The sequence below is a fragment of the Micromonospora eburnea genome (assembly GCF_900090225.1).
GTDB classification, from domain to species: domain Bacteria; phylum Actinomycetota; class Actinomycetes; order Mycobacteriales; family Micromonosporaceae; genus Micromonospora; species Micromonospora eburnea.
Window position 1 is genome coordinate 3,813,666 of the sequence record NZ_FMHY01000002.1, and the last position, 26,228, is coordinate 3,839,893.

The following is a 26,228-nucleotide window of genomic DNA, read 5'->3' on the forward strand; positions in this document are numbered from 1 at the left end:
GCGGCCGACACACGGGTGCCGAATCCGTTCACGCCGGGCGCGGATTCGATGGATACGATGAAGGACGCACCTCACCGTGGATCATCGTGCGCACAGCAACACCAGTTCCGAGTCGACGACTACAACAGACGGCGGTGAATCATGCGGATACAGCCGCGCCAGGCGATCCTCGACATCTGGCGGGCCACGGTGCGCAGTTGCTGGCGGAACGGTGAATGGCACTGGGGTGGCCGGAGCGGGAGCAACTCCATCAGCGACGCGGAGCAGTTGCTGACCCTGCTGCTGCCGGCGACCAAGGTTCCGGTGCTGTCGCTGGACGACCCGGACCGCACCGACGACGAGATCCTCGACGCGCTCGGCACGCTCGGCGGCGCCATCGAGATCCCCCGCCGGCTGGTCGACGTGCTGATCGACTACTTCACCCGGTACACCGACGACGCCGGCACCCCGGTCTTCAGCGGCGGTAGCTATCTCACCGCGCCGGACGGCAGCCCGGACCTCGACGAGGAGCGACGCTCCCTGGACATTGTCGACTCGTTCGCGGTTTCCGTCACGCTCACCCTGGCGACCATTGGTTTCGTCAAGGTCTACCGTCGCTCCCGCTCCGCCCAACGACGCCACCTGCTCGACCAGTTGGACCGGCTGGATGCGATGGCCAGCGCGCGGCTCACCGCGGCGATGGTGGGCCTGCTGCGCAGCTTCAGCACGTTCGTCTTCACCTCCAACGACGAGTACGGCGTCCGGCTCTGCGACATGGTCAACCAGGACGAGACGCCGCGCCGCCAACTCGTGGCGGCGCTGCGCGAGCAGTTGCGGGACACCATGGCCAGCCTGCGCAGCGTGGTGATCGGGTCCGGCCGGGTGACCGAGGACCTGGAGTACAACAGCGACATGCTGTTCGAGTGCGGCTGGTCCTGGGGGATCATCGCCGGGGCCGAGGAGGTCCCGACCACCGAGTCGATCGGCCGGCAGCGTGAGGGTTCGGCCGAGAACGCTCCCTACCTCTACTTCACGGTCATCGCGATGGACGCCATCGAGGACCTGAACTCCGAACGCACCCGGCTGCTCGGGCTGCTCAACGAGGAGCAGCAGCGGCTGTCCCGGGCACTGCAACTGCGCTGGGAGCTCACCCGCACCTACTGGGCGACGGTGGCGACCTTCGACAACCGCCGGCGGTGGCCCATCGAGGACGTCCCCTGGCGGACCACCGACGGCGACCGGACCGACTACTACACGCTCCAGGCCACCTCGCTCGCGGTGAAGGGTCTGCTCGCCGGCGGACGCGGCGCCGACGAGGAACTCGGGCGAATCGCCGCCGTGCTGGTCGAGCTGGCCCAGCGGGCGCGGATCACCCGCCGCGCCGCGCGCGACGAGCCGGCGCTGCTGCTGCACGCCCCGGGCAAGCGGGTGACGCTGAACGACGACACGTCAAAGCCGATCATGACGTGGAACGTCAACGAGTTCTCCACGGTGCTGCTCCAGCGTGCCGCCACCGTCGCCGGTCTGCTGAGCAACGCCAGGCAGCGCAGCGAGCTGCTCGAACTCGCCGACGAGGTGTGGGACCACCTGCTGCTGCGGCGCATTCCGGACGGCCAGCACGGGGGGTTGTGGGACCACGCCGGCGGCGCCTTCCCCGACCTGGCGCCGCTGCCGGATGCGCCCTCCTGGTACCTGACCGAGCGGGTGGTGCAGGCACTGGTCAGCGCCGGCCAGGTGCTCTGGGAGCGACCGTTCCCGCGGGCCGGCCGGCTCGCCGCGTACGCGCAGGACCTCATCGACGAGGCCGAGTACCTGTTCGACCGGGAGCTGATGCGCGGCACGTTCGCCGGCACGGCGATGCAGCGCAGCATGCGCAGCATCCGGTCCAGCCTGCTCCAGGCGCAGTTGCTGGTGGACGAGCGGCCCGGCACGGCGGCCGCCCTGGCGAACTCTCTGCTCCTGCAGCTCAACGACGTCACCACCGGGCAGCAGAAGGCCAGCGAGGGGATCTGAATGCTGGTCTTCGTCACCTCCCACAAGGGCGGCACCGGGCGTTCGGTGACCGCGGCGAACATCGCCTACCGCAGCGCGCTCTCCGGCCGCCCCACCTGCTACCTGGACTACGACTTCGGCTCCCCGACGGCCGGCATCACGTTCCAGATCCCGCAGGCGACCAACGGGGTCGAGGGGGCCGGGCCGAACGGCGGCGGCCTGCACCGATACCTGCGCGGGGAGATCCCGTCCCCGAGCAGCTGGACGTGTGGGGCACCTCGGAGCGGCCCAGCCTGCGCCAGCGGCCCCCCGGGTCCGGCTCGCTGGTGCTGCTGCCCGGGCAGCGCAACGGCAGCGAGTTCGGGTTCACCAACGACATCGCCAAGCGCTGCGCCGAGCTCTTCCTGCGGCTGGAGGAGGAGTTCGACCTGACCCTGGTGGATCTCAGCGCCGGTCGGTCCTACGCCAGCCAGATCGCCCTGGCCGCCACCGCCACCCCGACCATGCGCAAGGTGGCCGCACGCTGGCTGGTCTTCCACCGGTGGACCCCTCAGCACGTCACCGCGGCCGCGGATCTGGCCTTCGAGGCCGGCGGGATCGTGGCCATGGGCAAGGAGTACGGCCACGAGCCGGACCGGCTGCGGGAGTCGCTGCGGTTCATCCGCACCGCGGTTATCAATCCGCGCGGCGCCGAGGTCAGCCACCTCGACCTCGCCCAGCAGGCCTTCCTGCAGAAGTGCGACTCCGAGCTGTCGGAGCTGGCCCGACGGCGGGGCACCGGGCGCACCACGCTGCTCGGCACGGTGCCGCTGGACCCGTTGTTGCAGTGGCGCGAGCAGCTCATCTCGGACCACGATGTGCAGTCCAAGATTGCCAACGCCAGGACCGTGGACGCCATCGTGGAGCTGACCGAGAAGCTCTTCGACGACACCGCATGGGAGACCGTGTGATAACCGTGGATGTCAGGTTCCAGGAGGCAGCCGCAGTGCGTCGCACGGAGAGCGTGCCGTACTCACACCTGTCGGTGGAGTTGGGGCACGTCTACGCGGAAGACTTCGGTGACGGGGGCCGGGAGCTGCGGCGCAAGTTCGAGCGGATCGCGGACTGGGCCCAGGCGATTCCGGCGCTGGCCCGCCGGGGGCTGCGGCCGCAGCGGCAGCCCCGGGTGAGCACCTGCTTCCTGGTGGACGACTACTTCCACCGGTTCGGAAGCCCACGCGAGGTCATCCCGCAGGTGCAGGAGGCCGCGGCGGAGCACGGGCTGGTGCTGGACTACGTGGCCCGGGAGTCCACCTTCGCCCGACACGACGACGTCGAGCTGGCCCAGCTGGTCGTCGACACGCTGGTGGTGGAGCCGCCCCGGCACACCAACGGGAGCCGCCCACCGCTCAACGAGTCGGGTTGGCTGTCCAACGGCAAGCGTACGCCGGGGCACGTGGACGCGCCCGCGATGACCATGCCGCTGCCGTGGTCCGCACCGGTGCAGTCCGGCGACCCCCGGCACTCCATCTTCGTCGATGTCGAGCTGTGGTCCGACGAGCCCAACGGCCGGGTGTGGGCCTGCGCGCTGCTGGCCTCGGTGTGGCAGATGACCCGGCTGGGCGTACTGCGGCATCGGGGCGAGACGGTGGCCCAGCCGTACCGGCTGCCGCCCGGCGAGCCGCTGCCCGCCGAATGGGACGAGCTGCCGGCGATCGTCCAGTTGAACCCGCTCGCCACACCGTTCTGCGCGTACCGCACGGTGACCCTGATGGACACCCGGTACCTGCCGGTGGAACTGGCCGTGCGGACCATCCTCGGTCAGGTGGCGGTGCCACCGGCGGTCGCCGGGCAGGTGGCGAAGCGGGCCAGCGCCGAGGGGCTGGAGCTGCCCAGCGAACTGGTCGACCGGTTGAGCTACGTGTTCATCGGGGAGTGAGCGTGGTCAGCGCGGGCCTGGCTGGCCGACCGCCACCCGGTCGGCCAGGTCGCGCAGCAGGGCCATGTTTCCCACGGTGATCTGGTCCCGGATCCAGTTGACCAGCGAGTTCCACTGCCGGCTGAATCCGGGCACCTGCTCCAGCCGATCCCAGACCGGCCGCAGTCGCGGGTCCACCCGCGCGCCGGGCAGCCACAGGTGCCGCAGGTGCTCCAGCACCGGTCGCAGCCGCTCGATGTGCTCCTGCGTCGAGGCCGCTCGGGTCACCGCGAGTTCCATCAGAGCGGACAGCGTGGTGAGCAGCCAGTCGTGCAGGGCGAGATCCTCGCAGAGTCCGGCCACCGCGGCCGGCACGTCCTGCGTGCCGACCACCAGTTCGACCGTACGCAGCGTCGGGGTGTCCACCCTGACCACGGCGCTGGCCGCGTCCGGCCGCTGGTGGACCATGGCGGTCCAGCGCATCCGGGTACGCGGCGCGCGCAGCGGCGGTCGCCGATCCAGCAGCTCGGACATCTGCACGCCGTCGAGCACCCGGCCGGTGATCGCCTCCAGGTTCAGCACGTCGGCGGCGTTGCCGAGCCGGAAGCCCGCGGCGAGGTCCTCGACGTCCAGCTTGCCGACCGTCTCCAGCACCCCCGGATTGGCCAGGTAGTGCGACCACGGCCGGCGGCGTTCCCCGCCGACGACCTGGATGATCGAGGAGGCCTGCGCGATCCGGCCGCCGGTGATGACCGCCCGGGTGACCACCGCGCCCACCCCGCGCAGCTGGCGTTTCCTGGCGCTGGGCAGCCAACAGTCCACCCCGGTGCGGACGTCGGGCGACACCGCGTACAGCGACGGGCGCCGGGAGGTCAGCACAGCCTCGCCCTCCACCAGGCTGAGCACCTCGGAGCTCTGCTCCTGCGTCAGGGCCGTGCTGTGCTGCAACAGGCTGGTGTGCACCTCACCCACGGTGAGCATGGCTTCCTCCGCATCGCCACCACCGGTCCGCGGTCGCCCGCGGAATGCGGTCCCATGGTGATCGACGTACGCCGCCGTGACCCGCAGCGACACGGGTCCGCGTGCGAATCACCGGTGAGGCATGGGCTCGGTCCGCACCCGGATCCGAATCCGATCGTGCCGCCATCATAGGGCCACCGGTGCGGGGTGCACATATCCGACCGGCCGCCGGACGGTCGCGGGCCCGATGGATGTGAGGGAGGCTGATATTTTGAATGGTGCGGTCGCCGGCCACCCCTGGAGTTTGCCGTCCATGAAGGTTTACATTTCGGCCACCCAAAAGGACTTGCTGGAATATCGAGCCGCCGTGCACGCGGCAGCTCGTCGCCTCGAGATCGAAGACGTGGCGATGGAGGCGTACGGCGCCGACGTCCGGCCGCCCCTGGAGCGCTGCCTGGCCGACGTACGCCGGTGCGACCTCTATGTGGGGCTGTTCGCCTGGCGGTACGGATACCGGCCGCCCGGCCAGCGGTCCTCCATCACCGAACTGGAATACCGCGAGGCGCTCGCGGCCGGGAAACCCTGCCTCATCTTCCTGCTCGCCGAGGACACCCTGTGGCCGGTGGACATGGTCGATCGGGACGCCGACTGGCAGCAGATCGTCGCGCTGCGCCGGGAGCTCAAGGAACGCCATCTGTGCGCCTTCTTCACCAGCGTGGACGACCTGTCGGCAAAGGTGACCGTGGCACTGGCCGACGTACGCAGTGGCCGGTCCCCGGCGCGCGAGCCCGGTGACCCCGACATCCACCTGCCGGAAGCCACCCGCAACCAATACCAGAAGCTCCTGGGGCAGATGTACCAGGCGGTGCCGCTGGACGCGGTCTCGCCGCGACCCACCATCGGCTATCTCACGGTGGGCCTGTCGAACGTGTTCGTGGAACCACGGGTGCACGAGGAGGCCCGGCCGGAGATGCCACTGGCCTGGTGGCGCTGGGCCGGCTCCACCGCCGACGGTGACGCCGGCGGCCTGCCCGGGGTGGTGAACCCGGAGGAGGTGGAGCGGCTCTGGGAGGAGTACGCGGCCAAGGACGCGCTGGCCCTGTTCGACGTGGTGTCCGATCCGAGCCGGCGAGCGATCGTACTGCTCGGCGACCCCGGCTCCGGCAAGTCGGCGGCCGCACGGTACCTGGCCCTGGTGCTGGCCGGGGTGCGCGCCGAGCCCCGGCTGGCGGCGCTGGACCGGCACCTGCCCGTGCTGATCGAGCTGCGCTCGTACTCCGCCCATCGGGGGACGGGCGGTGCGACGGCCTGCTGGACTACGTCGGCCACCGCCGCCAGCAGGGGCTCGCCGGGATCGACCGGGACGTGCTGGAGGCGTATCTGCGGCAGGGCGGCCAGGCGCTGTTCCTGTTCGACGGGCTCGACGAGGTGTTCGACCCGGCGCACCGGGAGGAGGTGGCGGCCCAGATCGCCACCTTCGCCAACGAATACCCGGGGGTACGCACGCTGGTCACCTCGCGGGCCGCCGGGTACCTGCGGCACACCTTCGCCAACGCCGGCTTCGACCACTTCACGCTGGAGGACCTCGACGACGAGCGGATCACCCGGTTCCTGGGCAGCTGGTACCGCTACGTCATGCCCACCCCGGCCGCCGAGGCCGACCGGCAACGGCGACAGATCCTCGACGTGGTACGCGGCTCCCAGGCGATGCACGAGATCGCCGGCAACCCGCTGCTGCTGACGCTCATGGCGATCGTCGGCCGCGACCACCCGTTGCCGCGCAACCGGCGCCGGCTCTACGCGCACGTCACGGACGTGTTGATCTCCGAATGGGACGTGACCAAGCAACTGCGGGAGAGCCACGGCGACGTGCCGCCGCTGGACCCGCCGGCGAAGCTGCGACTGCTGCGCCACCTGGCGTACCGGATGCAATGCCGGGAGTCGGGCCCGGCCGGGAACTATATTGAATCCGACGAATTAGCCCGGATCTTCCGGGACCATCTGGTGGAGTTCTACGGCTTCGAGAACGAGCGGGCGCACGCCATGGCCTACTCGATGATCGACAAATTGCGCCAGCGAAGCTTCATCCTGGAACGGTACGGGCTGCGGCTGTTCGGGTTCGTGCACCGCACGTTCCTGGAGTACTTCTGCGCCGAGGAGATCGTGGACAGGTTCGAGCACGACCCGGCCGCCTGGTCCCTCGACCAGATGCGCGCGCTGTTCCGCGAGCACTGGTCCGACCCGTCCTGGCGGGAAGTGCTCCGGCTGGTCGCGAGCGCGCTACCCGCTCGCACCGCCAACAACCTGATCACCCTGCTCGCGACCGAGGTCAACCGGCCCTGGCCACCGCTGAACCTGACCAGCCCGCCGTGGAACCTGGTGCTGGCCGCGCAGTGCGTGGCCGAGGCTCCGCAGCCGGCCGAGTTGGCCGACGCCGGCGACGCGGTGCTGCGTCAGGTCGTGCTGCTGGTCGAGCACGGCATCTCCGCCGACGACCCGAACCTGGTGGAGCTCACCGAACAGGAGCTGCTCTCCTCGATCCGGGCGCTCGGGCCGCAGTGGCCCGGCCGCGCCACCTTCCTGCACTGGTACCGCCGGCGGGGGGTGCGCACCAGTTGGCGCTCCGGCTCCACGTTCGCCACCCGGGTCGCCGCGGCGCTGTCCGCCCCGCAGGAGCAGCTGGAGGAGCTGCTGGACCGGGAACTCGGACAGCGCCGCGAACGGCAGGCCCGGATCACCCTGGTCGCCGGGCTGGCCGAGGCGGCCGGCCGGCAGGACACCGGCCACAGCCGCCGATACTGCCGGGACCAACTCCTCGCCCAGGCGCGGGCGGAGGGCTCGACAGCGGTACGGCAGGCCGCGGTGCGCGCTCTGGTCGCCCACTTCGGCGCCGATCCCGACCTCGTCGACGTGCTGGGCGACCTCGCCGGTTCGCCCGACCCCGCGGTGCGTGCGCTCACCGTGCAGTCCCTCAGCGGCCGGCCCGACCTGTCCGAGGACGTCCGGCGGCTGCTGGCGCGCGCCACCGAGGACCGGGACACCACGGTACGCAGGGCCGCGGCGGGAGTGCTCGCCGCGCGCTGCGCCGACCTGCCGGGCGCGCCCGAGACACTGCACCGGCTGCTGGCCACCGACACCGACCCCGGGGTGGTGCAGTGCGCGCTGCACTGCCTGGTGACGCTGCCCGGATACGCCGAGGAGGCCCGTACCCGGGCGCTGGAGCGGGTGGCCGGCGACGCCCCGGACGAGGTACGCCGCTGCCTGGTGACCGAGCTGCTGCCCGGGCCCGGCCCCGAGGGCATCGAGCTGCTGTTGAAGCTGGCCGGCTCGGACTCGGCCGCACGGGTCCGCGCGGTCGCCGTACAACGGCTGGCGCTGACGCCCGACCCGGAGGAGCGCTGCCGGGAGCGGCTGGTGGACCGGATCGAGCAGGACGAGGACGCGGCCGTACGGGCCGCGGCGGTGACCGCACTGGTCGACCGGTACCGCCCGGGCGACACCGGATGGACGGTGGCGGCGCACACGGCACGGGCCGACGAGGACGCGACGGTGCGCCTCGCCGCGGTGCGCGCGCTGGCCGAGGTGTACCCGCCGGACCACCGCACCGGGGAGCTGCTGCTGGAGCGGGCCCGCCACGACCCCACCGCGAGCCTCCGCCTCGCCGCGGTGGAACTGCTCACCGGCCGGCCGATACTCGAACACGCCACGCGTGACCTGCTCGTCAGCCGCGCCTCCCAGGAGCGGGACCCGATCGTCCGGTTGCAGGTCACCCGCAGCCTGACCCGCGGTGGCGGCCCGCTGGACGCCCGGGTGCGTGAGTGCCTGACCGAGCAGGTCCGCCGGGACCCCGATCCCAACGTGCTGCGCGCGGCCGCGCAGGCCCTGGCCCGCGCCGGCGAGGCCGGCGGTCTGGTGGAGACGCTGTCCCGGCGGGCCCGGCGGGACAGCTACCCCGGCATCCGGCTGGCCGCCGTGCAGACCCTCGCCGCGTACGGGAGCCCTGACGTGGTGACCGACGGGCTGCTGGAGTGCGTCGAGTACGACACCGACCCGGCAGTCTTCGACGCGGCGGTGCACTGCCTGACCGAGCGGGGCTCGGCGTCGATGGCCGTCACGCATCGGCTGATGCGCCGGCTGGCCGACCAGGACCCGGCGATCCGTGCCCGCGTCGCCGCGGCGCTCGGCGAGTACTTCGGGGCCGATCCGGCCGTTCGGGTGCTGCTGGTGGGGCTGGTCCACGACGATCCGGACCTGGAGGTCCGACGCCGGGCGGTGGAGCAGTTGGCGGCCACGCTGGCCGACCGCGTGGAGGTGCGGGAGCTGCTGATGCGGCTGGTGGACGACGACGACTGGGAGATCCGCCGGACCGCGCTGCTGGCGTTGGCGCGCCACTACGGCGAGGACAGCCGGACCCGGGGCGCGCTCGTCCGGCTCGCCCACCAGGAGGACGACGGCACGGTACGCCGACTGGCCGGGCAACTGCTGGCCACGTTGCCTTTCACCAGCCCTGACGACTTCCCGTGACCGGCCCCCGCACGTCGGCCGGCACCGACAGCGGCCATACGCTGGCACCACAGAAAGAAGGGCGTGGGGCTCCGCACTCGTCGGGCGGCGCGACCCGTTCCGTTACGACTCTCAGGGCTGGGTAACGCATGGGCGACGTTCCGGGCAGGACTCCGAAGTACCTGGTGATCCGCGACGACCTGATCAGGCGGATCAGGAGCGGTGAGTTCGCCTCCGGCGACGCCCTGCCGGGCCAGCGGCACCTGAGCGAGGAGTACGGCGTCAGCCTCATGACGCTGCGCCAGGCGCTGGACGAGCTCTGCGACCAGGGTGTGGTGGAGCAGCTTCCCGGCCGGGGCACGTACGTCAGGGCGCTGCCCGTCCCGTACTCGATGGGAAACCTGCGCAGCCTGGCGGACGACCTACGGGCGCACGGCATCGAGGTGCGTACCCGGGTGGTGAGCCGTGAGATCGTCCCCGCGCCCGAGGACCTCACCCGGCGGTTCCGGATTCCCGCGGACAGTCGACTGCTGCGGCTGGAACGAATCCGTGTCGTCCGGGGAACGCCGCTGATCCACCAGCTCTCCTACCTCCCGCAGCCGTTCGCTGACCTGCTCGGCGACGTGGACTTCGAGAAGCAGGAGCTGTACGCGGTCCTGGCGGAACGCGCCGGCGCGGTGGCGGCGCAGGCCGAGGAGACGATCGCGCCGGTGCTCATGCCCGAGCACGTCGGCGAGTTGCTCGGCCTCCCCGCCGGCGAGCCGGCGATGCGCAGTGAGCGGATCACCCGCGACGCCGACCGGCGGACCCTGGTCGTCGACCTCGCCATCCTCGCGGGCAACGGCGTCGTGGTCACGAACACGCGGGAGGCCAACGGTCACCAGATGAGCTACGCCATGGGAGACAACGCGCTGTCGGCGTGAGTCAGCGCCGGAAACCGACCCGCCAGAGTTCTAGAACTCATCCTCGCGAGCTGATATAACAGGCTCACAGTTCTAGAACTCTGGAGGAGATGCCATGGATCAGCTCCTGCGTGTCGGCCATCCCACCGCGGCCGACTCCCGCCGACCCGCCGGGCTCGGCAGGTTCGGGGAGTACGGTGGCCGGTTCGTCCCGGAGTCGCTCGTACCGGACTGCGAGGAGGTCGAGCGGGCGTTCATCGAGGCCTGGGCCGACCCGCTGTTCCGGGCCGAGCTGCACCACGTGCTCTCGATCTACGTGGGCCGGCCGACGCCGCTGACCCCGGCCGCGCGACTCTCCGCCGAGCTGGGCATCAACCTGCTGCTCAAGCGGGAGGACCTGACCCACACCGGCTCGCACAAAATCAACAACGTGCTCGGTCAGGCGCTGCTGGCGCGGCGGATGGGCAAACGCCGCCTCATCGCCGAGACCGGCGCCGGCCAGCACGGCGTGGCCACCGCCACCGCCGCCGCCCTGCTCGGCATGGAGGCCACGGTCTTCATGGGCGAGCGGGACACCGAACGGCAGCAGCTCAACGTCTTCCGGATGAGGATGCTCGGGGCCGAGGTGGTCCCGGTGACCTCCGGAAGTCGTACCCTCAAGGACGCGTGCAGCGAGGCGCTGCGCCACTGGGTCACCGCGGTCGAGGACTCCTACTACTGCCTCGGCTCGGCGATGGGCCCCCACCCGTACCCCTGGATGGTCCGCCAGTTCCAGCGCGTCATCGGCGACGAGGCCCGGACGCAGTGCGCGAGCGCCCTCTCCGCCGGCACCCCCGACTTCGTCGTCGCCTGTGTCGGCGGCGGTTCCAACGCCGCCGGCACCTTCGCCGGCTTCGTCGACACCCCGGCCCGGCTGGTCGGGGTCGAGGCCGCGGGCGGCGCCGCGATCAACGCCGGCTCCACCGGGGTGCTGCACGGTTTCCGCTCCAAGGTGCTGCAGGACGAGCACGGGCAGATCAGCGAGGCGCACTCGATCGCGCCCGGGCTGGACTACCCGGGCGTCGGCCCGGAACACGCGTACCTGGCGGACCTGGGGCGGGCCAGCTACGTGACCGTGGACGACGCCGAGGTGGTGGCCGCGACGCACCGGCTGGCCCGCACCGAGGGCATCCTCTGCGCGCTGGAATCCGCGCACGCGGTGGCGTGGGTGATCCGCGCCGCCGGCGACGGCACGATCCCCCCGGGCTCGACGGTGATGCTCACCCTCTCCGGCCGGGGCGACAAGGACATGTCGACCCTGATGGAGCTGTCGTGAACGCACTGGAGACCCGGACCCGCGCCGCCAGGGCCGCCGGACGCAAGCTGCTCGTGCCGTACGTGACCGGCGGTGTCACCGAGGACTGGACCGACCTGCTGCGGGCCGCCGTTGACGCCGGCGTCGACGCCATCGAGGTCGGCCTCCCCTTCTCCGACCCGACCCTGGACGGACCGGTCGTCCAGCGGTCCTCGTACCAGGCCCTGGCCCGGGGCGCGACCACCCGGCGGATCCTCGACGACATCTCCCGGCTCGACCTGCCCGTGCCGCTGATCGGGTTCACCTACGCCAACCTGGTCGTGCACAACGGCGCCGACGCGTTCTGCGCCGCGCTCCGCGACGCCGGAGCGCACGGCCTGATCGTGCCGGACATGCCGATCGACGAGGTGGAGCCGATCGCCACCGCGGCCGAGGGCAACGCGCTCGATCTCGTGCTGCTCGCCTCCCCGTCGACCACGGCCCGGCGCCGGGTCGAGATCGCCGAGCGCAGCCGCGGCTTCGTGTACGCGGTCAGCGTCATGGGGACCACCGGCGAGCAGACGCGGCTGCACGAGTCCGGCCGCGAGCTGGTGACCTCGCTCCAGCAGGCCACGGATCTTCCGGTGCTGCTCGGGTTCGGGATCTCCGGCCCCGAGCAGGCGGCCGAGGCCGGCGGATACGCCGACGGGGTCGTCGTCGGCTCGGCGCTGATGCGTCGGGTGCTCGACGGGGCCGGAGCCGCGGAGCTGGGCGGCTTCCTGGCCCGGCTGCGTACGGCGCTGGACGCAGCCGGCGAGTGAACCGCCTCATCGGGCGTGGCTCGAAGGCCGGGGCGGGGCAGGTGTTCCGGCGCCGCCCCGGCCCGCCCCCTGACGGCCACCGCTTCCGCGACGTCGTGACGGGTACGGATCAGGTGCGGACCGGTGGTTCGGCGGGTGCGGCGGCATCACCGTGACCCGGTTCGCGGTCTGCCGGCTTGGCCATCGCCGTGCCGTTGGCGGCGGTGGCGTCCCCGGCCTGGAGCCGCCGAACGTCCCGGCTGCTCAGCATGCCGATGACGGAGAGCACCACCAGCGCCGCGAGGACGAGCAGCGTCTCGCGGGTGCCGATCGCCGCGGCGATCGGCCCGACCGCCACCTGGCCGAGCGGGATGGCGACCCAGGACCCCAGCATGTCGTAGGAGTAGACGCGGGCCAGCCGGTCGGCCGGGATGTGCTGCGCGATCGACGTCTCCCAGGCCACCGCGAACTGTTCGACGGCGACCCCGGCCGCGACCCCCGCCGCCACCAGCACCACGACGGTCGGCGCCAGGGCCAGCCCCAACAGCAGGAACGAATCGGCGAGCATGCAGGCAACCCCGAGCAGCAGCAGCCGGCGTACCCGGATCCGCAGCGCGATCAGCCCGCCGACGACCATCCCGGCGGTCTCCGCCGCCAGCACCACGCCCCAGGCGCCGCGGCCGATCGTCTCGTTCGCGACGGCCGGGCCGAGCACGTTCACGCCGCCGGCGAGCACCGCATTGAGGACCATGAAGCCGAGCACCACCACCCAGACCCAGGTCCGCGCGCTGAACTCGCTCCAGCCCTCCCGCAGGTCGGCCAGGATGCTCGTGCCGGCCCTGGTCGCCTTCGGGACGGGGACCCGTACGCCGATGAACGCGACGGCCGCGACGGCGAAGGCGAGGGCATCGATACCGAGGCCCCACCCGGGTCCGACGGCCGCCACCAACAGGCCACCGAGGGCGGCACCGCCGATCATGCCCGCGTTCATGCCGAGCCGGATGATCGCGTTGGCGGGCTGGATCAGCTCCGGCGGCACGGTCTGCGGCGTCGCGGCGGCCGAGGCCGGCTGGGCCAACGCGCTCACCACGCCGTTGGCCGCGCTCAGCGCCAGCAGCAGCGGGATCGTCGCCGTACCCGTCAGCACCAGGGCGGCCACCGCCGCCTGGGTCAGCGCACCGAGCAGATTGGAGCCGACCAGCACCACCCGACGCGGAATCCGGTCGGCCACCACCCCGCCGAAGAGCACGAACAGCACGTTCATCAGCGACCGCGCGCCCACCACCAGGCCCAGGTCCCGCACCGAACCGGTCAGGTCGAGCACGGCGAAGGCGAGCGCGATGGGCGCCACCCCGTTGCCGAGCATGTTCACCAGCCGGCCGGCGGCCAGGCGACGGAACGCGGCATACCGCAGTGGCGCGAACATCCCGGTCCTCCCTCCAGAACCGGGTCACGGTACCGAAGCCGCCCGGCGGTCCGGGGGCAGGTGCGCCAGGGGGCGGGGTGTTTATCCCGGATGCCGCGCGCCGGCCAATCCGGCCGACACCACGACCGATGGGCGGATTCCGGTGCGGATCCGCCCAGCGGAAATCACATTTTTTGATCGACTTTCCGCGATACGGCAACGGCACTCCCGTGACGCGCCGCCGGCAAGTACTCTCCCGGCGGAGAGGAACGCGATGATCAGTCGTCGAAAGTTGATCGCCACCGGCCTGGGCGTCACCGCAGGCCTGGTGACGGCAGGTTGCAACCAGAAAACCCCGTCCGGCGCCGCCTGGTCGCAGGCGGACCCGGCGGAGACGAGCGCCCCCGCGGACGAGGTGCGGGTGACCGTCACGCCGGCCGCCGACGCCAAGCAGGTGTCGCCACTCGATCAGGTCGTGGTAGCGGCCGAGGGCGGCACGCTCAAGGACGTATCGGTGGCGGCGGGCGGCAAGAACGTCGCCGGCAAGCTGGACGACGAGGATCAGACCTGGCGGTCGACCGGCAAGCTTGCCTACGGCAAGACCTACACGGTCACCGTGTCGGTGGCCGACGCCGCCGGCGTGCTGACCGAGCACAAGAGCAGCTTCAGCACCCTGAAACCGTCCGGGGTCGCCTCGGTCACGTTCCAGGCCAACGCGCTGGCCGCGCTCAAGACGGGCGGGACGTACGGGGTCGGTCAGCCGGTCATGGTGAACTTCAGCAAGCCGGTCAAGAACCGCGCCGAGGCCGAGAAGGCGATGGTGGTGGAGACCACGCCCGCCGTCGAGGGGCGGTGGCGTTGGATCGACGGGCGGAACGCGCACTGGCGGCCGGAGAAATACTGGGCCTCCGGCACGAAGATCTCGGTGAAGGTCAACCTCTTCGGCCAGGATCTCGGCAAGGGGGTCTACGGCGGCGCCAACGCCAGCACGAACTTCACCATCGGCCCGTCCCGCATCGCCATCGCGGACGCCCGCACCCACCGGATGAAGGTCTACATCGACGGCGAGATGGTGCGGGACATCCCGATCAGCATGGGCAAGGGCGGCACCACCAAGGGCGCCAACGGGGAGACCATCAGCTACTGGACGCGCTCCGGCCCGCACGTGGTGATGACGCGCGAGCCGTCGCACCGGATGACCTCGGCCAGCTACGGGATCGTCGACCCCAAGCACCCCGAGTACTACGACGACGTCATCCAGCTCTGCCTGCGGATCTCCTACTCCGGCGAGTACGTCCACATGGCGGACTGGAACATCGGCGCGCAGGGCAACCGGAACACCTCGCACGGCTGCATCAACGTCGGACCGGCCCACGCCCGGTGGTTCTACGACACGTTCCGGCTCGGTGACGTGGTCGACGTACGCAACACCCCGCGACCGATGGGGCTCAGCGACGGGGTGGGTGACTGGACCATCCCGTGGGACAAGTGGTGACCACCTTCGTCCCGGTTGTGCTGCGGGGCCACCGGTCCGGGTCACGGGCCGGCGGCCCCGCCGCCATGATGGCGCCGATCGCCGTGGCTCAGAAGCCGGTCAGCCCGGCGCCGTACGGATAGAGCGGGTTCCCGTACGTCGTCGCCGGCGGCTGACCGGCGTCGATGCTGGCCCGAATCTGGGTGCGTTCGGCCGCGGTCGCCCCCAGGTCGTACGGCAGGTCCCAGGCCTCCACGGCGTCGGCCGGCACATCGGTGCCGCCGGGCCGGAGCACCTGGTCCAGGCTGCGTGGCAGCTGCCACGGCAGCCTGCCGCTCGGCGCGTAGTCGCCGAAGAGCAGGCTCGCCAGCGCCGGGCCCAGTTCCTCGCCGCCCCGATAGGTGACGACGATGGCGTTGGCCAGGTCGCGCCACTCGGTGATGACGTACGGCCGGGGCATGACCAGCGCCACGACCACCGGGATCCCCCGGGACCGGAAGTTCTGGATCAGCGCGAGCTGGTCCGGCGGGAGGAAGGGCTGCTCCTTCGGCCAGTTGGTGGCGTGCGTGTAGGAGGCCTCCCCCACCGCCACGACCGCCAGCTTCGGGTTGGGCCCGTCGTCGGCGTAGACGTTCACGCCGTTCGTGGTGGCCCGGCTCCGGATCGCGTCCAGGATGGTCTGCGAGCCGTACTCGGAGTGGAAGAAGCTGGTCCAGACACAGCAGCCGGCGGGGTCGGCCGCCCGCGGTCCGGCCACCACGATGTTGTCTCCCGGGTTCAGCCGGATCGGCAGCACCGCCCCGTCGTTCTTCAGCAGAGTCATCGCCTCGCGGGCCGCCTGGTTGGCCAGCGCCGCGTAGGACGGCTGGTGGAAGCGGTACGGGCCGTTGACCGGGTCGCCGTAGGGGTTCTCGAAGATGCCGAGCTGGAACTTCAGCCGCAGTACGCGCCGCACGGCGTCGTCGATCCGGGCGGCCGGCACGTTGGCGGTGAAGGTGGCCATCGAGAAGCCGGCCGCGCCCGGGTCCGCGCCGCCCATCACGTCGGACCCGGCCTTCGCCGCGCCGACCCACGAGCCGGACGGCAGCCAGTCGGTCGTGATCAGGCCCTGGTACCCGAGGTTCTGGCGCAGGTACGCCAGGATCGGCGCGCTGTCACCGGCGCCCGGGCCACCCGGGTCGAGGAACGAGCTGCCGGCGTACCCGGGCATGATGTTGACCGCGCCCGCCTCGATCGCCGCGCGGAACGGGATCATGTGGTATTTGATCGTGACCCCGTCGTAGACGATCAGCGCCTCGCCGCCGGCGCCCTCACCGGGCCAGTGCTTCACGGTGGCGAGCACCGACTGGGGGTTCAGCTCCGGGCCGCCCTGCAACCCGGCCACCAGCGCCCGTACCTGGGCGGCGGCGACCTGCGCGTTCTCGCCGTTGCCCTCCTGGATACGCGGATAGATCACCTTGGTGCCGACCTCGGCGAGCGGCCCGAGGACCCCCCGCGTGCCGACCTCAAGCTGCTCCCGCCGCTGCATGTCGCCGAGCTTGTAGTTCAGCGGGTAGTTCCTCGCGGCGGCCAGGGCGCTCTGCATCGGATAGGTGGTCTGGTAGCCGTGGATGGTGTCGCCCGCCGAGACGAACGGGATGCCCAGCCGGGTGCCGGCCGACGCGAGGAGTTGGTTGTGCAGGTCCTGCGCCTGCGCGGGGCCGAAGTGCCAGCCCGAGCGGGGGTACGCCTGGGCGTTGTAGAACATCTGGTACGCCTTCTCCTCGGCCGTCATCCGGCCCAGCAGGTCGGCCACCCGGGTCTCGACCGGCAGCCGCCAGTCCTCGTACGGCTCGATGGCGCCGTTCTTGTTGAGGTCCCGGCTGCCGGCGACGATGTTGACGCCGTCGGCGACGGTCTCGAGGGTGGGCAGGTAGACGCTGAACCGGCGGATGTTCGAGGTGGTCGTCGTCGAGCCGATCGAGGTGACGTACCACTTGTAGGTCCAGCGGTCCGGCAGGTCCCAGGTCGGCGTGTAGGAGGTCCCGGTCGGCTCGGCGACCTTCGTGTAGAGGTCGATGAGGTTGCCGGCGGCGGTGAAGTCGTAGTCGGTCCGGCTGATGTTGATCCACACCTGGTAGCGGCTGGCGCCGGTGACGGCCGCCCAGGAGAGGGTGGGCCGGCGGGTGGTGGTGACCATGGCACCGTCCGCCGGGGCGGTCAGCGCGAACTGGTTGAGCACGCCCGGCGGCCTGGTGGGGCCGGAGAGCATGGGCGCCGTGGTCGCCGTGTCGTCGAGGGTGCCGTAGACCTGGAACTCCCACAGCGAGTATCCGTAGCCGGTGGCCCGGGCGGTGCCGTAGAAGCGGAGGTAGCGTCCGGTGCCGGACACGTTTAGCTGCTCGACGCCGCCCCGCCCCGTGGTGGTGGAGTAGATGCTCGTCCAGGTGTTGGCGTCGTTGGACATCTCCAGCCGGTAGCCGCTGCCGTACGCGGCCTCCCAGTTGAGCACGACCCTGCTCACCGTGGCGACACCGCCGAAGTCGACCCTGAGCCACTGTGGATCGCTGAACTCGCTGGACCAGCGGGTGTTCGTCCGGCCGTCCAGCGCGGCGGCGGGCGCGTTGCCGCCCTCCCAGGAGGACGCGGCGACCTTCTTGAACTCCGAGATCGGCCGGCCGCCGGGCGGACCCGAGCCGCCGTCGGTGGTGCCGTAGACCTTGAACTCCCACAGGGAGTAGCCGTAGCCGGTGGCCCGGACGGTGCCGTACATGCGCACGTAGCGGCCGGTGCCGGACACGCTGAGCGTCTGGGTGCCGCCGGTGCCGGTGGTGGTGCTGTAGATCGTCTGCCAGGGTCCGGACGCGCTGTCGGAGACCTGGATCTGGAAGGACCGGGCGTAGGCGGTCTCCCAGACGAGTTCGACCTGGTCGATCGCGGCGGACGAGCCCAGGTCGACCTGGAGCCATTGGGGGTCGGCGAAGGCGCTCGACCAGCGGGTGCCGGGATCACCGTCGGTGGCGGCGGCGGCCGGGGTGGCGGCCTGTTCCATGGAGGAGGCCGTGGTCGGCCTGCCCTGTGAGATCAGGGGCCCGGCGGCCGCGGCGGGCTGGACGGGGACGGCCGCGTAGGTGGCGAGCAGGGTGAGCAGCGCCGCGATCGTGGCGGCGAGGCGGCGGCGCGGGCGGGATGGTGGCGGTTGCGGTGGCGCTGTCGGCATGGCTGGCTCCCGGACGGGTGGTGGTGGCGACGGGAACGGAGAGCGCTCTCCACCAGAGTCATTGAGCTGCTTCTATCAGTCAAGGGGGCGCGACGGGCGGTCGCCCGCCGCCGGTTCCGGAACCGCCACGGCCTTGACACGGGCACGACCGAGGGGTGACCCTCGGCGCGAGAGCGCTCTCTGCCGGACACCACACCGCAGGAGACATCCATGAACGTCGCTCACCCGATCCACCGCCGGCTCCGGCCGGCCCTGACCGGTCGGCGTCGCCCGGTCCGCCTCCTCACCACCGCCGTCGCCCTCCTGGCGCTCCTCGCCGGCTACGCGGTGGCGACCGCGTCGGCACCCGCCGACGCCGCGTCCGCCCTCCTCTCCCAGGGCAGACCCGCGACCGCCTCGTCCACCGAGAACGCCGGCACGCTCGCCTCGGCGGCGGTCGACGGCAACACCGGCACCCGCTGGTCGAGCGCCTTCGCCGACCCCCAATGGCTCCAGGTCGACCTGGGCTCGTCCGCCGCGATCGACCAGGTCGAACTCGTCTGGGAGACCGCCTACGCCCGGTCCTTCCAGATCCAGGTCTCCGACAGCGCGTCCGGACCCTGGCAGACGATCTACAGCACCACCACCGGCACCGGCGGCACCCAGACGCTCAGCGTGTCCGGCACCGGCCGCTACGTGCGCATGTACGGCACCGTCCGGGCCACCGGCTACGGCTACTCCCTGTGGGAGTTCAAGGTCTACGGCACCACCGCCACCAGTTGCACGGGCAACGCCGCGCTCAACCGTCCGGCGGTGGCCTCGTCGACGGAGAGCGCCGCCACCTCCGCCTCGGCGGCGGTCGACGGCAACACCGGCACCCGCTGGTCGAGCGCCTTCGCCGACCCCCAGTGGCTCCGACTCGACCTGGGCAGCACGCAGACGCTCTGCCAGGTGGTGCTGCAGTGGGAGGCGGCCTACGCGCAGGCGTTCCAGATCCAGGTCTCCGCCGGCGCCGACGGACCCTGGAGCACGGTGTACGCCACCACGACCGGCACCGGCGGCACCCAGACGCTGAACGTGTCCGGATCCGGGCGCTACGTACGGATGTACGGAACGACCCGCGCCACCGCCTACGGCTACTCCCTGTGGGAGTTCGTCGTACGGACCACGTCGTCGGGCGCCACCCTGCCGCCGACCACCCCGCCGCCCACCGGCGGATTCTGGGGCGACACCGGCTCGATCCCCCCGGCCCAGAACGTGCTCATGGTGAAGGTGCTCAACCGGACGAACGGCCGCTACCCCGACAGCCAGGTCTACTGGAGTTACAACGGCCAGACGCACTCCATCGCGGAGCAGCCGTACTTCGACATGCCGGTGAACACCGCCGGCCGGATGTACTTCCACCTCGGCTCCCCGACCGGCCAGTACAGCGACTTCATCGAGTTCACCGTCGGGCCGAACCAGTTCAACGGCAACACCACCCGGGTCGACGCGTTCGGGTTGAAACTGGCGATGCGGCTGCACGCCCGCACCGGATACGACGTGTCCGTCGGCGAGACCGAGGCGACCTTCGCCGAGGATCGGGCGGCGACGTTCCAGCGGTTCTCCGACGCGATGCCGGCCGAGTTCAAGCACCTGGCCACCATCGAGGCGCCGTACCGCATTCCGTCGCCGGGCAACACGCCACAGTTCCGTGCCGGCGGCCAGTACGCGACCTACCTGAGCGGGTACGCGTCCTCGGTCGGGCTGCCGGCCGCCACCTCGGACATCTTCGGTTGCGCCGGGCCGCTGGCCGGCGATCCGGCCGGCTGCGCCGCGCTCAACCGGCACGTCGCGCACCTGCCGCGGGCGCAGTGGTCGGATCCGAGCCTGTTCTACCAGCAGGCACCGGCAAACTACTACGCGAAGTTCTGGCACGACAACGCCATCGGCGGCCGGGCGTACGGCTTCCCGTACGACGACTACGCCGACCAGTCCTCGTTCGTCTCGACCGGCGATCCCCAGTGGCTGCTCGTCGCCGTGGGCTGGTGACCACCACCCACCACCACCGGGCGGCCGGGACGGAACCGACCCGCGCCGCCCCCACCGGGTACGCCGGCGAACTGCTCCGCCGCGTACGCCCGGCCCGACCGCTCCCCTCCAGGAGGCACCATGTCTGTCCTCCCCGTCCCGGCCCTCGACCCGCCACCACCCGCGTTCGCCCGATGCCGGCTCGCCGTCGTCCTCGTCCTGCTGGCCGCCATGGTCGCCAGCTTCGTCGCGGCCGTGACCACGGCCGCCAGCGCGGCCGATCCGCTGCTGTCCCAGGGCAGGCCGGTCACCGCCTCGTCCGTCCAGAACGCCTCCTTCCCCGCCTCGGCCGCCGTCGACGGTGACCTCGGCACCCGGTGGTCCAGCGCCGCCACCGACCCGCAGTGGATCCGGGTCGACCTCGGCGCCACCGCCACCATCAGCCAGGTCACGCTGAACTGGGAGGCCGCGTACGCGACCGCGTACCAGATCCAGGTCTCCGCCGACGACGCGACCTGGACCACCGTCTACGCCACCACCACCTCCACCGGCGGCACCCAGCAGCTCACCGTCACCGGCTCCGGCCGGTACGTGCGCGTCCACACCACCGCCCGGGCCACCCAGTACGGCGTCTCACTGTGGGAGTTCCGGGTGTACGGCACGACCACCACCACCGGCTGCGACACCGTCGGCAACGCCGCGCTGAGACGTCCGGCGACCGCGTCGTCGACCGAGAACGCGGCCTTCCCCGCCTCGGCCGCCGTCGACGGTGACGCCGGCACCCGCTGGTCCAGCGCCGCCGCCGACCCGCAGTGGATCCAGGTCGACCTCGGGTCGTCCCGCACCATCTGCCGCGTCGACCTGAGCTGGGAGGCCGCGTACGCGACCGCCTACCAGATCCAGTTCTCCGACAACGGCTCCACCTGGACGACCGGCTACGCCACCACCACCGCGACCGGCGGCAGCCAGCAGCTCACCGTCACCGGCTCCGGCCGGTACGTACGGGTCTACGGCACCGCGCGGGCGACCGTCTGGGGGTACTCGCTGTGGGAGTTCGCGGTACGCACCTCCGCCGGGTCGCCGCCGTCGAGCCCACCACCGTCCACTCCCCCGCCGTCCAGCCCGCCGCCGGGCGGTGACGTGCTGCTGTCCTACGGCAAGCCGGCGACCGCCTCGTCGTACCAGGACGACGGCGCCTGCGGGCAGTGCTATCCCGCGCGCGCGTTCGACCTCGATCCGGCCTCGCGCTGGGCGACCAGCGCCACCACCGGCTGGGGCGACCCGGGCTGGATCTACGTGGACCTCGGCGCCACCGCGACCATTCACCGGGTGGTCCTGCAGTGGGACCCGGCCTACGCGACCGCCTACCAGATCCAGACGTCGAACGACGCGGGCACCTGGACCACCATCTACAGCACCACCAGCGGCAAGGGGTTCAAGCAGACCCTGAACGTCACCGGCACCGGCCGCTACGTCCGGATGTACGGCACCGCCCGCAACAGCACCTACGGCTACTCGCTCTGGGAGTTCCAGGTGTACGGCACGGGTGGCGCACCGACCGCCCCGCCGCCCGTGCCACCGGACCCGACCTTCCCCGCCACCCGGCTCGTCTTCGCCGACGAGTTCAACGGTCCGGCCGGCGGCAAGCCCGACCCGGCGAAGTGGACCATCGACCCCGGCACCGGCCAAAACGGCGAGTTGCAGTACTACACCGACAACGCCAACGCCGCCATGAACGGCAGCGGGCAACTCGTCATGGAGGCCCGGCGGGAGACGGCCGGCGGGCGCGCGTACACCTCGCACCGGATGAACACCAGCAACAGGTTCCACGTCCAGTACGGCCGGGTGGAGGCCCGGATCAAGGTGCCCAGGGGCAACGGGTTCTGGCCGGCGTTCTGGATGATGGGCGCCGACTTCCTCCAGGGACGCCCCTGGCCGTACAACGGCGAGATCGACATCATGGAGATCCTCGGCCGCGACCCGTACCGCAGCTACACCACCCTGCACGCGCCGGCGTACAACGGTGGCGGCGGCTACGGCCAGGAACACGTCTGGACCTCCGACCTGTCCACCGCGTTCCACGTCTACGCCGTGGAGTGGGACAGCAAGGGGATGCGCTTCCTCGTCGACAGCACGGAGGTCTTCTACGCCAGCAAGGAGACGGTGGAGGCGACACGTGGGCCGTGGGTCTACGACCATCCGTTCTATCTGATCCTCAACCTGGCGATCGGTGGCGACTGGCCGGGGCCGCCGGACGCGTCGACGCCGTTCCCGGCCCAGATGCTCGTCGACTACGTCCACGTCTACCAGTGACCGGCGTGGTACGCGAAAAGGCGCGGGCCCGACCCGCCTGACCGTCGTCACTCGCGGTGCCACCGGCTCAACCCCGGTGGCACCGTTGCGTTAGACAGATAGCCGTACCGGACCCCTCGGACGGCAGGAGCGCATGTCACCATCCGTACTGATCTGGCTGACCGGTAGCGTGCTGCTGCTGGCTGCCGGTCTCCTCACCACCCTGCTGCCCCGCCGGCGGTCCCTCGCCCGGGAACGCCGGATCGCCTGGTCGGCCGCCGGCGCGGCGATCGACAGCGCCGCCGTCAGCCGGGACGCGAGCGCCGAGCACGTCCCCGAGGCGGAGCGCCTGCTGGCCCGCGCCGAGCTGCTCGCGGCCTCCGGTGGCGGCGCGACGGCCGCCAGGACGGCGGCCGGTCACGCACGCCGCGCGGACGAGCTGTGGCGGGCGCACCAGTGACCGGCCGTCGACTGCTGCGCTACATCAAACTGGCGCGCTGGGCGCTCCTCGGCGCGGCGATGGCCATCCTGCTGGTGTTCCTGGCCGCCCAACCCCAGAGCATCGATGTCAGCTACGGCCAGTCGCCTGCACCCTCGAAGCGGACCCTGGAGGGTGACGCCGACGAGCTGAGCGACGCCACCGTGCCCTCGACGGCCGAGATGTCCGCGATGGTGGACGCCGCCCCGGTGGTACGCCTCCCCGGCTCCGTCGCCTCCTGGGACGAGCAGCGGGTACGCGCGGCGATCGGCGACCAGGACATCCGGATCCTGGTCGCGCCGCCCGGCCTCGACGCGGCGGAACGCGAGCGGGTGAGAGAGGTCGCCAACGCGGCCGTACAGGTGCTCGGCACCGAGGTCAGCAGCGGCCTACGCCAGGCGGTCGGGAGCACCATCCCCGGCTGGCGGGCCCAGTTCGCCACCGGCGACGTGACCAACCAGCTGGTGACCCTGATCGCCAAGCTGCGTGACGCGCCGCCTCCAGCCGACCGCGACGAGCTGCGCTGGCGTGAACCGAGCGGACCGGAGCTGGCCGCGGTCCTCGCCGACCTGCGGGCGAACGGGCTGCACGTCGGCGCGGGAGCCACGCTGACCCGGTTGCCCGAGGACCCCGCGCGCGCCGCCTTCCCCGGCGGGGCGTGGTACGTCGTCCTGCCCGCGCAGCCGTACGGCCGGCCGCTCCCCCGGTACGGGCCGGCGCTGGCCCGGCTCTTTCCGGACCGTCCGATCGTGGTGATGTACGGCAATTGGATCGAGTACCACGGCCCGGCGGCGGCGGACTTCGCGGACCTGGCGGGGACGATCTTCTACGCCCAGTTCGGCAACCGGCTCAGCCAGTACGACTATCCGCAGCAGAACGTGCTCGGCGCCTATCTGAACCAGGTCACCGCCATCCGGTACGCCGGCCTGTTCGACCGGCCGCTGCCGTACCGGGCGTTCGACCCGCTGCGGGTGGCGCTCCCGGCGCTGCCGTGGGTCTTCGCGGGCTGCGTGGCGGGGTTCATGATGCTGTCGATCCGGTCGCTGCGCCGTTCCGGCATCCTGGGCGGCCGGCTGGATGATCTGCCACTGAGCACGACCACCGCCCGGCTGGCCGGCCTCACCGCGCTCGCTGTGGAGGTGTCCCTGCTGACCGATGCCCGCAGCAACCCCGCGCTTACCCGAGGTATCGGCAAGCTCCAGGCGGCCCGCACCGCACTGGACGAGGGCCTGCCCGACCGGCACGCACGGAAGCTGCTGGACGACGCGGCGGCCGAACTGGACGACACCGCCCGCATGGTGGGCATCCCCGGCTACCGCCCCGCCCGCTACCTCCAGGAGAGAGTGTTTTGAAATCCGCGCTGCGCCGACGGCTCGGCCAACTGGTCGGCACCCCTTTCGGCCGCGCACTGCTCGCCTGCCTGGCGCTGGCCGGCTGGGCACTGTGGGCCGGCGGGATCCTGGACGGGCCGGTCGCCCGCCAGGTCCGCACCTCGTCGGTGTACGCCGCGCCCGGGGTCGAGCTGGACGTTGCCGCCGCCAGACGCATCATCGGCAACCGCCGGCTGGTCGTCCTCTTCATGGCGCCCGGCGACGACCTGCGCTCCGCCTGCGCGCAGGCGGAGCGGGCCGCGAAGGGCACCGTCAGGCTGTCTCTGAGCCGCGCCGGGGAGGGCTGGGACAGGTGGGCATGCTCGGATTTCGACCCGGACGACGCCAAGTCCATCGGCCGAGCGATGGCGAGGGAAACGACCATCCCCCAGGGCATCGACGCCTTCGCCGACCGGCCGCTGGAGGCGTTGAAGGTCGTCACACTCAACTACGACCTGATGGTGAAGGCAGGCGTCATCCCCGACGGGGCCCGCACGATCAGCCCTTCGCTGCCCCGGTACGTGTTGGCCGCCGCCGCGGTCGGTGGGGTGGGCGCCGGCGCTGCGGCGCTCTGGCTCGCCGGACGCCGGGCCGGCCGGCTGGCGGCCGCCCGGCAGGCCCGCCACGACGAGCGCGCCGACGGCCGCAGCGAGCTCAGCGCCGCGGTGGCGGTCCTCGCCCGGCAGATCGTCGACCTCGACCAGCGGTACGGCCGGATCGGGGGCGGGCGCGACCGCCGGACCTACCTGCGGCTGGCGAGTGACTACACCGGGCTGCTCGACAAGGTCGCGGGTGTCGGCGACGCCGACGAGGCCGGCGTGCGCGGGCTGCGTGACCGGGTTGACGAGCTCAGCCGGCAGGCGTCCACGCTCGCGGACAAGCCCCGCCCCAGCGACCGGCGGCGCCGGGCGCGGGCCGGGCGCTGAGTCGAGGAGTCGCGGCCGAGAACCCGCCGAGGGTTTCCTACGGAGATTCGGCAGCCGCTGGAGGACATGGCGGCGGAGGCGACCCGGATGTTGCTGGCCCGCGTGGACGACCCGGGGCTGACCAGTTCCTCGACTCTTTTCGATCCCCTCCTGGTCGTCCGTGCCTCGACCTGAGCGGCCTCCCCTCTTCAGCGGGCCGCTGTGTCCTGATCGGACACTGCGCCCGATCGATGGCGGCAACTAGGCTGAGCGCATGTCTGACGATCTTTCCCAGCCTGCCGACGGGTCGGCGCTGTCCGGCGTCGGCCTGCGCGGCATCGACCACATCGGCATGGCCGTCAACGACCTCGACGAGGCGATTCAGCGATACGAGACGCTCTTCGGCATGCGCTGCGTGCACGTGGAGGAAAATGACGAACAGGGCGTCCGGGAGGCGATGCTGTCGATCGGGCCGGACCCGGCCCGGGGGCGGCTCCAGTTGCTCGCACCGCTGACTCCCAGCTCACCGATCGCCCGGTTCCTAAGCAAGTCCGGCCCGGGCGTGCAGCAGATCGCCTGGACCGTGGACGATGTCGACAAGACCTCTGCCGAGCTGCGCGAGCGCGGGGTGCGACTCCTCTACGAGCAGCCGAAGCGTGGCACGGCCGGCTCCCGGATCAACTTCGTGCACCCCCGGGACGCGGGTGGGATCCTGGTCGAGCTGGTGGAGCCGGCCACCGAGTGACGATGCCCGGGTCGGCGCGGGCCGGCCCGCACCACGGACGTACGACGGGCAGGGCCCCGCCGGGT

Annotated in this window: 17 protein-coding genes and 1 pseudogene; 15 read left to right on the forward strand and 3 right to left on the reverse strand. The window is 71.8% G+C overall.

Annotated elements, in window-relative coordinates:
* The first annotated feature begins 141 nt into the window (after positions 1-141).
* The 3 genes from GA0070604_RS17295 (at position 142) to GA0070604_RS17305 (ending at position 3,889) form a co-directional block, all read left to right on the forward strand.
* The gene (locus tag GA0070604_RS17295) at positions 142-1,992 is read left to right on the forward strand and encodes an SCO2524 family protein (protein WP_091118954.1); all 1,851 of its coding nucleotides are present in this window, start codon (positions 142-144) and stop codon (positions 1,990-1,992) included.
* A gap of 245 nt (positions 1,993-2,237) precedes the next feature.
* Positions 2,238-2,921, forward strand: a complete 684-nt coding sequence (locus GA0070604_RS17300; RefSeq protein WP_341845345.1) for an SCO2523 family variant P-loop protein — start codon at positions 2,238-2,240, stop codon at positions 2,919-2,921.
* Positions 2,906-3,889 (forward strand): SCO2522 family protein, encoded by a 984-nt coding sequence (locus tag GA0070604_RS17305; protein ID WP_279615690.1) that lies wholly within the window; start codon positions 2,906-2,908, stop codon positions 3,887-3,889. The genes GA0070604_RS17300 and GA0070604_RS17305 overlap by 16 nt, the downstream gene beginning before the upstream one ends.
* Before the next feature lie 6 nt (positions 3,890-3,895).
* On the opposite strand, the gene GA0070604_RS17310 is transcribed toward GA0070604_RS17305, so the two are convergent.
* A complete protein-coding gene (locus GA0070604_RS17310) occupies positions 3,896-4,849 on the reverse strand; it encodes an SCO2521 family protein (RefSeq protein ID WP_091118963.1) in 954 nt (317 codons plus the stop codon).
* A gap of 292 nt (positions 4,850-5,141) precedes the next feature.
* Between GA0070604_RS17310 and GA0070604_RS33945 the strand changes: the two are divergent.
* The 5 genes and pseudogenes from GA0070604_RS33945 to trpA form a co-directional block, all read left to right on the forward strand.
* Positions 5,142-5,381 (forward strand): annotated as a pseudogene (locus GA0070604_RS33945) (DUF4062 domain-containing protein); the annotation flags it as partial.
* An 812-nt stretch (positions 5,382-6,193) separates the two neighbouring features.
* Positions 6,194-9,352 (forward strand): HEAT repeat domain-containing protein, encoded by a 3,159-nt coding sequence (locus GA0070604_RS17320; RefSeq protein ID WP_141721315.1) that lies wholly within the window; start codon positions 6,194-6,196, stop codon positions 9,350-9,352.
* 128 nt (positions 9,353-9,480) lie between these two features.
* On the forward strand, positions 9,481-10,254 hold the full coding sequence (locus tag GA0070604_RS17325; RefSeq protein WP_091118975.1) for a GntR family transcriptional regulator: 774 nt from the start codon (positions 9,481-9,483) through the stop codon (positions 10,252-10,254).
* A gap of 106 nt (positions 10,255-10,360) precedes the next feature.
* Positions 10,361-11,548, forward strand: a complete 1,188-nt coding sequence (gene trpB, locus GA0070604_RS17330) for a tryptophan synthase subunit beta (protein ID WP_377592116.1) — start codon at positions 10,361-10,363, stop codon at positions 11,546-11,548.
* Positions 11,545-12,327: a tryptophan synthase subunit alpha gene (gene trpA / locus GA0070604_RS17335; protein ID WP_091118984.1), complete on the forward strand. Its 783-nt coding sequence runs from the start codon at positions 11,545-11,547 to the stop codon at positions 12,325-12,327. The genes trpB and trpA overlap by 4 nt, the downstream gene beginning before the upstream one ends.
* Before the next feature lie 109 nt (positions 12,328-12,436).
* Here trpA and GA0070604_RS17340 read toward each other — a convergent pair whose 3' ends face one another.
* Positions 12,437-13,732: an MFS transporter gene (locus GA0070604_RS17340; RefSeq protein ID WP_091118988.1), complete on the reverse strand. Its 1,296-nt coding sequence runs from the start codon at positions 13,730-13,732 to the stop codon at positions 12,437-12,439.
* Positions 13,733-13,985: 253 nt separating this feature from the next.
* Here GA0070604_RS17340 and GA0070604_RS17345 point away from each other — a divergent pair, with 253 nt between their 5' ends.
* Positions 13,986-15,206 carry an Ig-like domain-containing protein gene (locus GA0070604_RS17345; protein WP_091118992.1) on the forward strand — a complete coding sequence of 407 codons (1,221 nt, stop codon included), beginning with the start codon at positions 13,986-13,988 and terminating at the stop codon, positions 15,204-15,206.
* Between the two features lie 88 nt (positions 15,207-15,294).
* On the opposite strand, the gene GA0070604_RS17350 is transcribed toward GA0070604_RS17345, so the two are convergent.
* A complete protein-coding gene (locus GA0070604_RS17350; RefSeq protein WP_091118995.1) occupies positions 15,295-18,384 on the reverse strand; it encodes a galactose-binding domain-containing protein in 3,090 nt (1,029 codons plus the stop codon).
* Positions 18,385-18,594: 210 nt separating this feature from the next.
* On the opposite strand from GA0070604_RS17350, the gene GA0070604_RS17355 reads away from it, so the two are divergent.
* The 6 genes from GA0070604_RS17355 to mce all read left to right on the forward strand — a co-directional run bounded on the left by GA0070604_RS17355 (position 18,595) and on the right by mce (position 26,163).
* Complete coding sequence (locus GA0070604_RS17355) at positions 18,595-20,394, forward strand: galactose-binding domain-containing protein (protein ID WP_091118999.1); 1,800 nt, start codon at positions 18,595-18,597, stop codon at positions 20,392-20,394.
* A 120-nt stretch (positions 20,395-20,514) separates the two neighbouring features.
* Positions 20,515-22,686 carry a discoidin domain-containing protein gene (locus GA0070604_RS17360; RefSeq protein ID WP_244161960.1) on the forward strand — a complete coding sequence of 724 codons (2,172 nt, stop codon included), beginning with the start codon at positions 20,515-20,517 and terminating at the stop codon, positions 22,684-22,686.
* A gap of 133 nt (positions 22,687-22,819) precedes the next feature.
* Positions 22,820-23,125, forward strand: a complete 306-nt coding sequence (locus GA0070604_RS17365) for a DUF6403 family protein (RefSeq protein ID WP_091119002.1) — start codon at positions 22,820-22,822, stop codon at positions 23,123-23,125.
* Positions 23,122-24,495, forward strand: a complete 1,374-nt coding sequence (locus GA0070604_RS17370; RefSeq protein ID WP_208602094.1) for a hypothetical protein — start codon at positions 23,122-23,124, stop codon at positions 24,493-24,495. The genes GA0070604_RS17365 and GA0070604_RS17370 overlap by 4 nt, the downstream gene beginning before the upstream one ends.
* Complete coding sequence (locus GA0070604_RS17375) at positions 24,492-25,439, forward strand: hypothetical protein (RefSeq protein WP_208602095.1); 948 nt, start codon at positions 24,492-24,494, stop codon at positions 25,437-25,439. The genes GA0070604_RS17370 and GA0070604_RS17375 overlap by 4 nt, the downstream gene beginning before the upstream one ends.
* 253 nt (positions 25,440-25,692) lie before the next feature.
* Positions 25,693-26,163, forward strand: coding sequence for a methylmalonyl-CoA epimerase (mce, locus tag GA0070604_RS17380; protein WP_091119005.1), 471 nt, complete (start codon positions 25,693-25,695; stop codon positions 26,161-26,163).
* Positions 26,164-26,228: the final 65 nt, after the last annotated feature.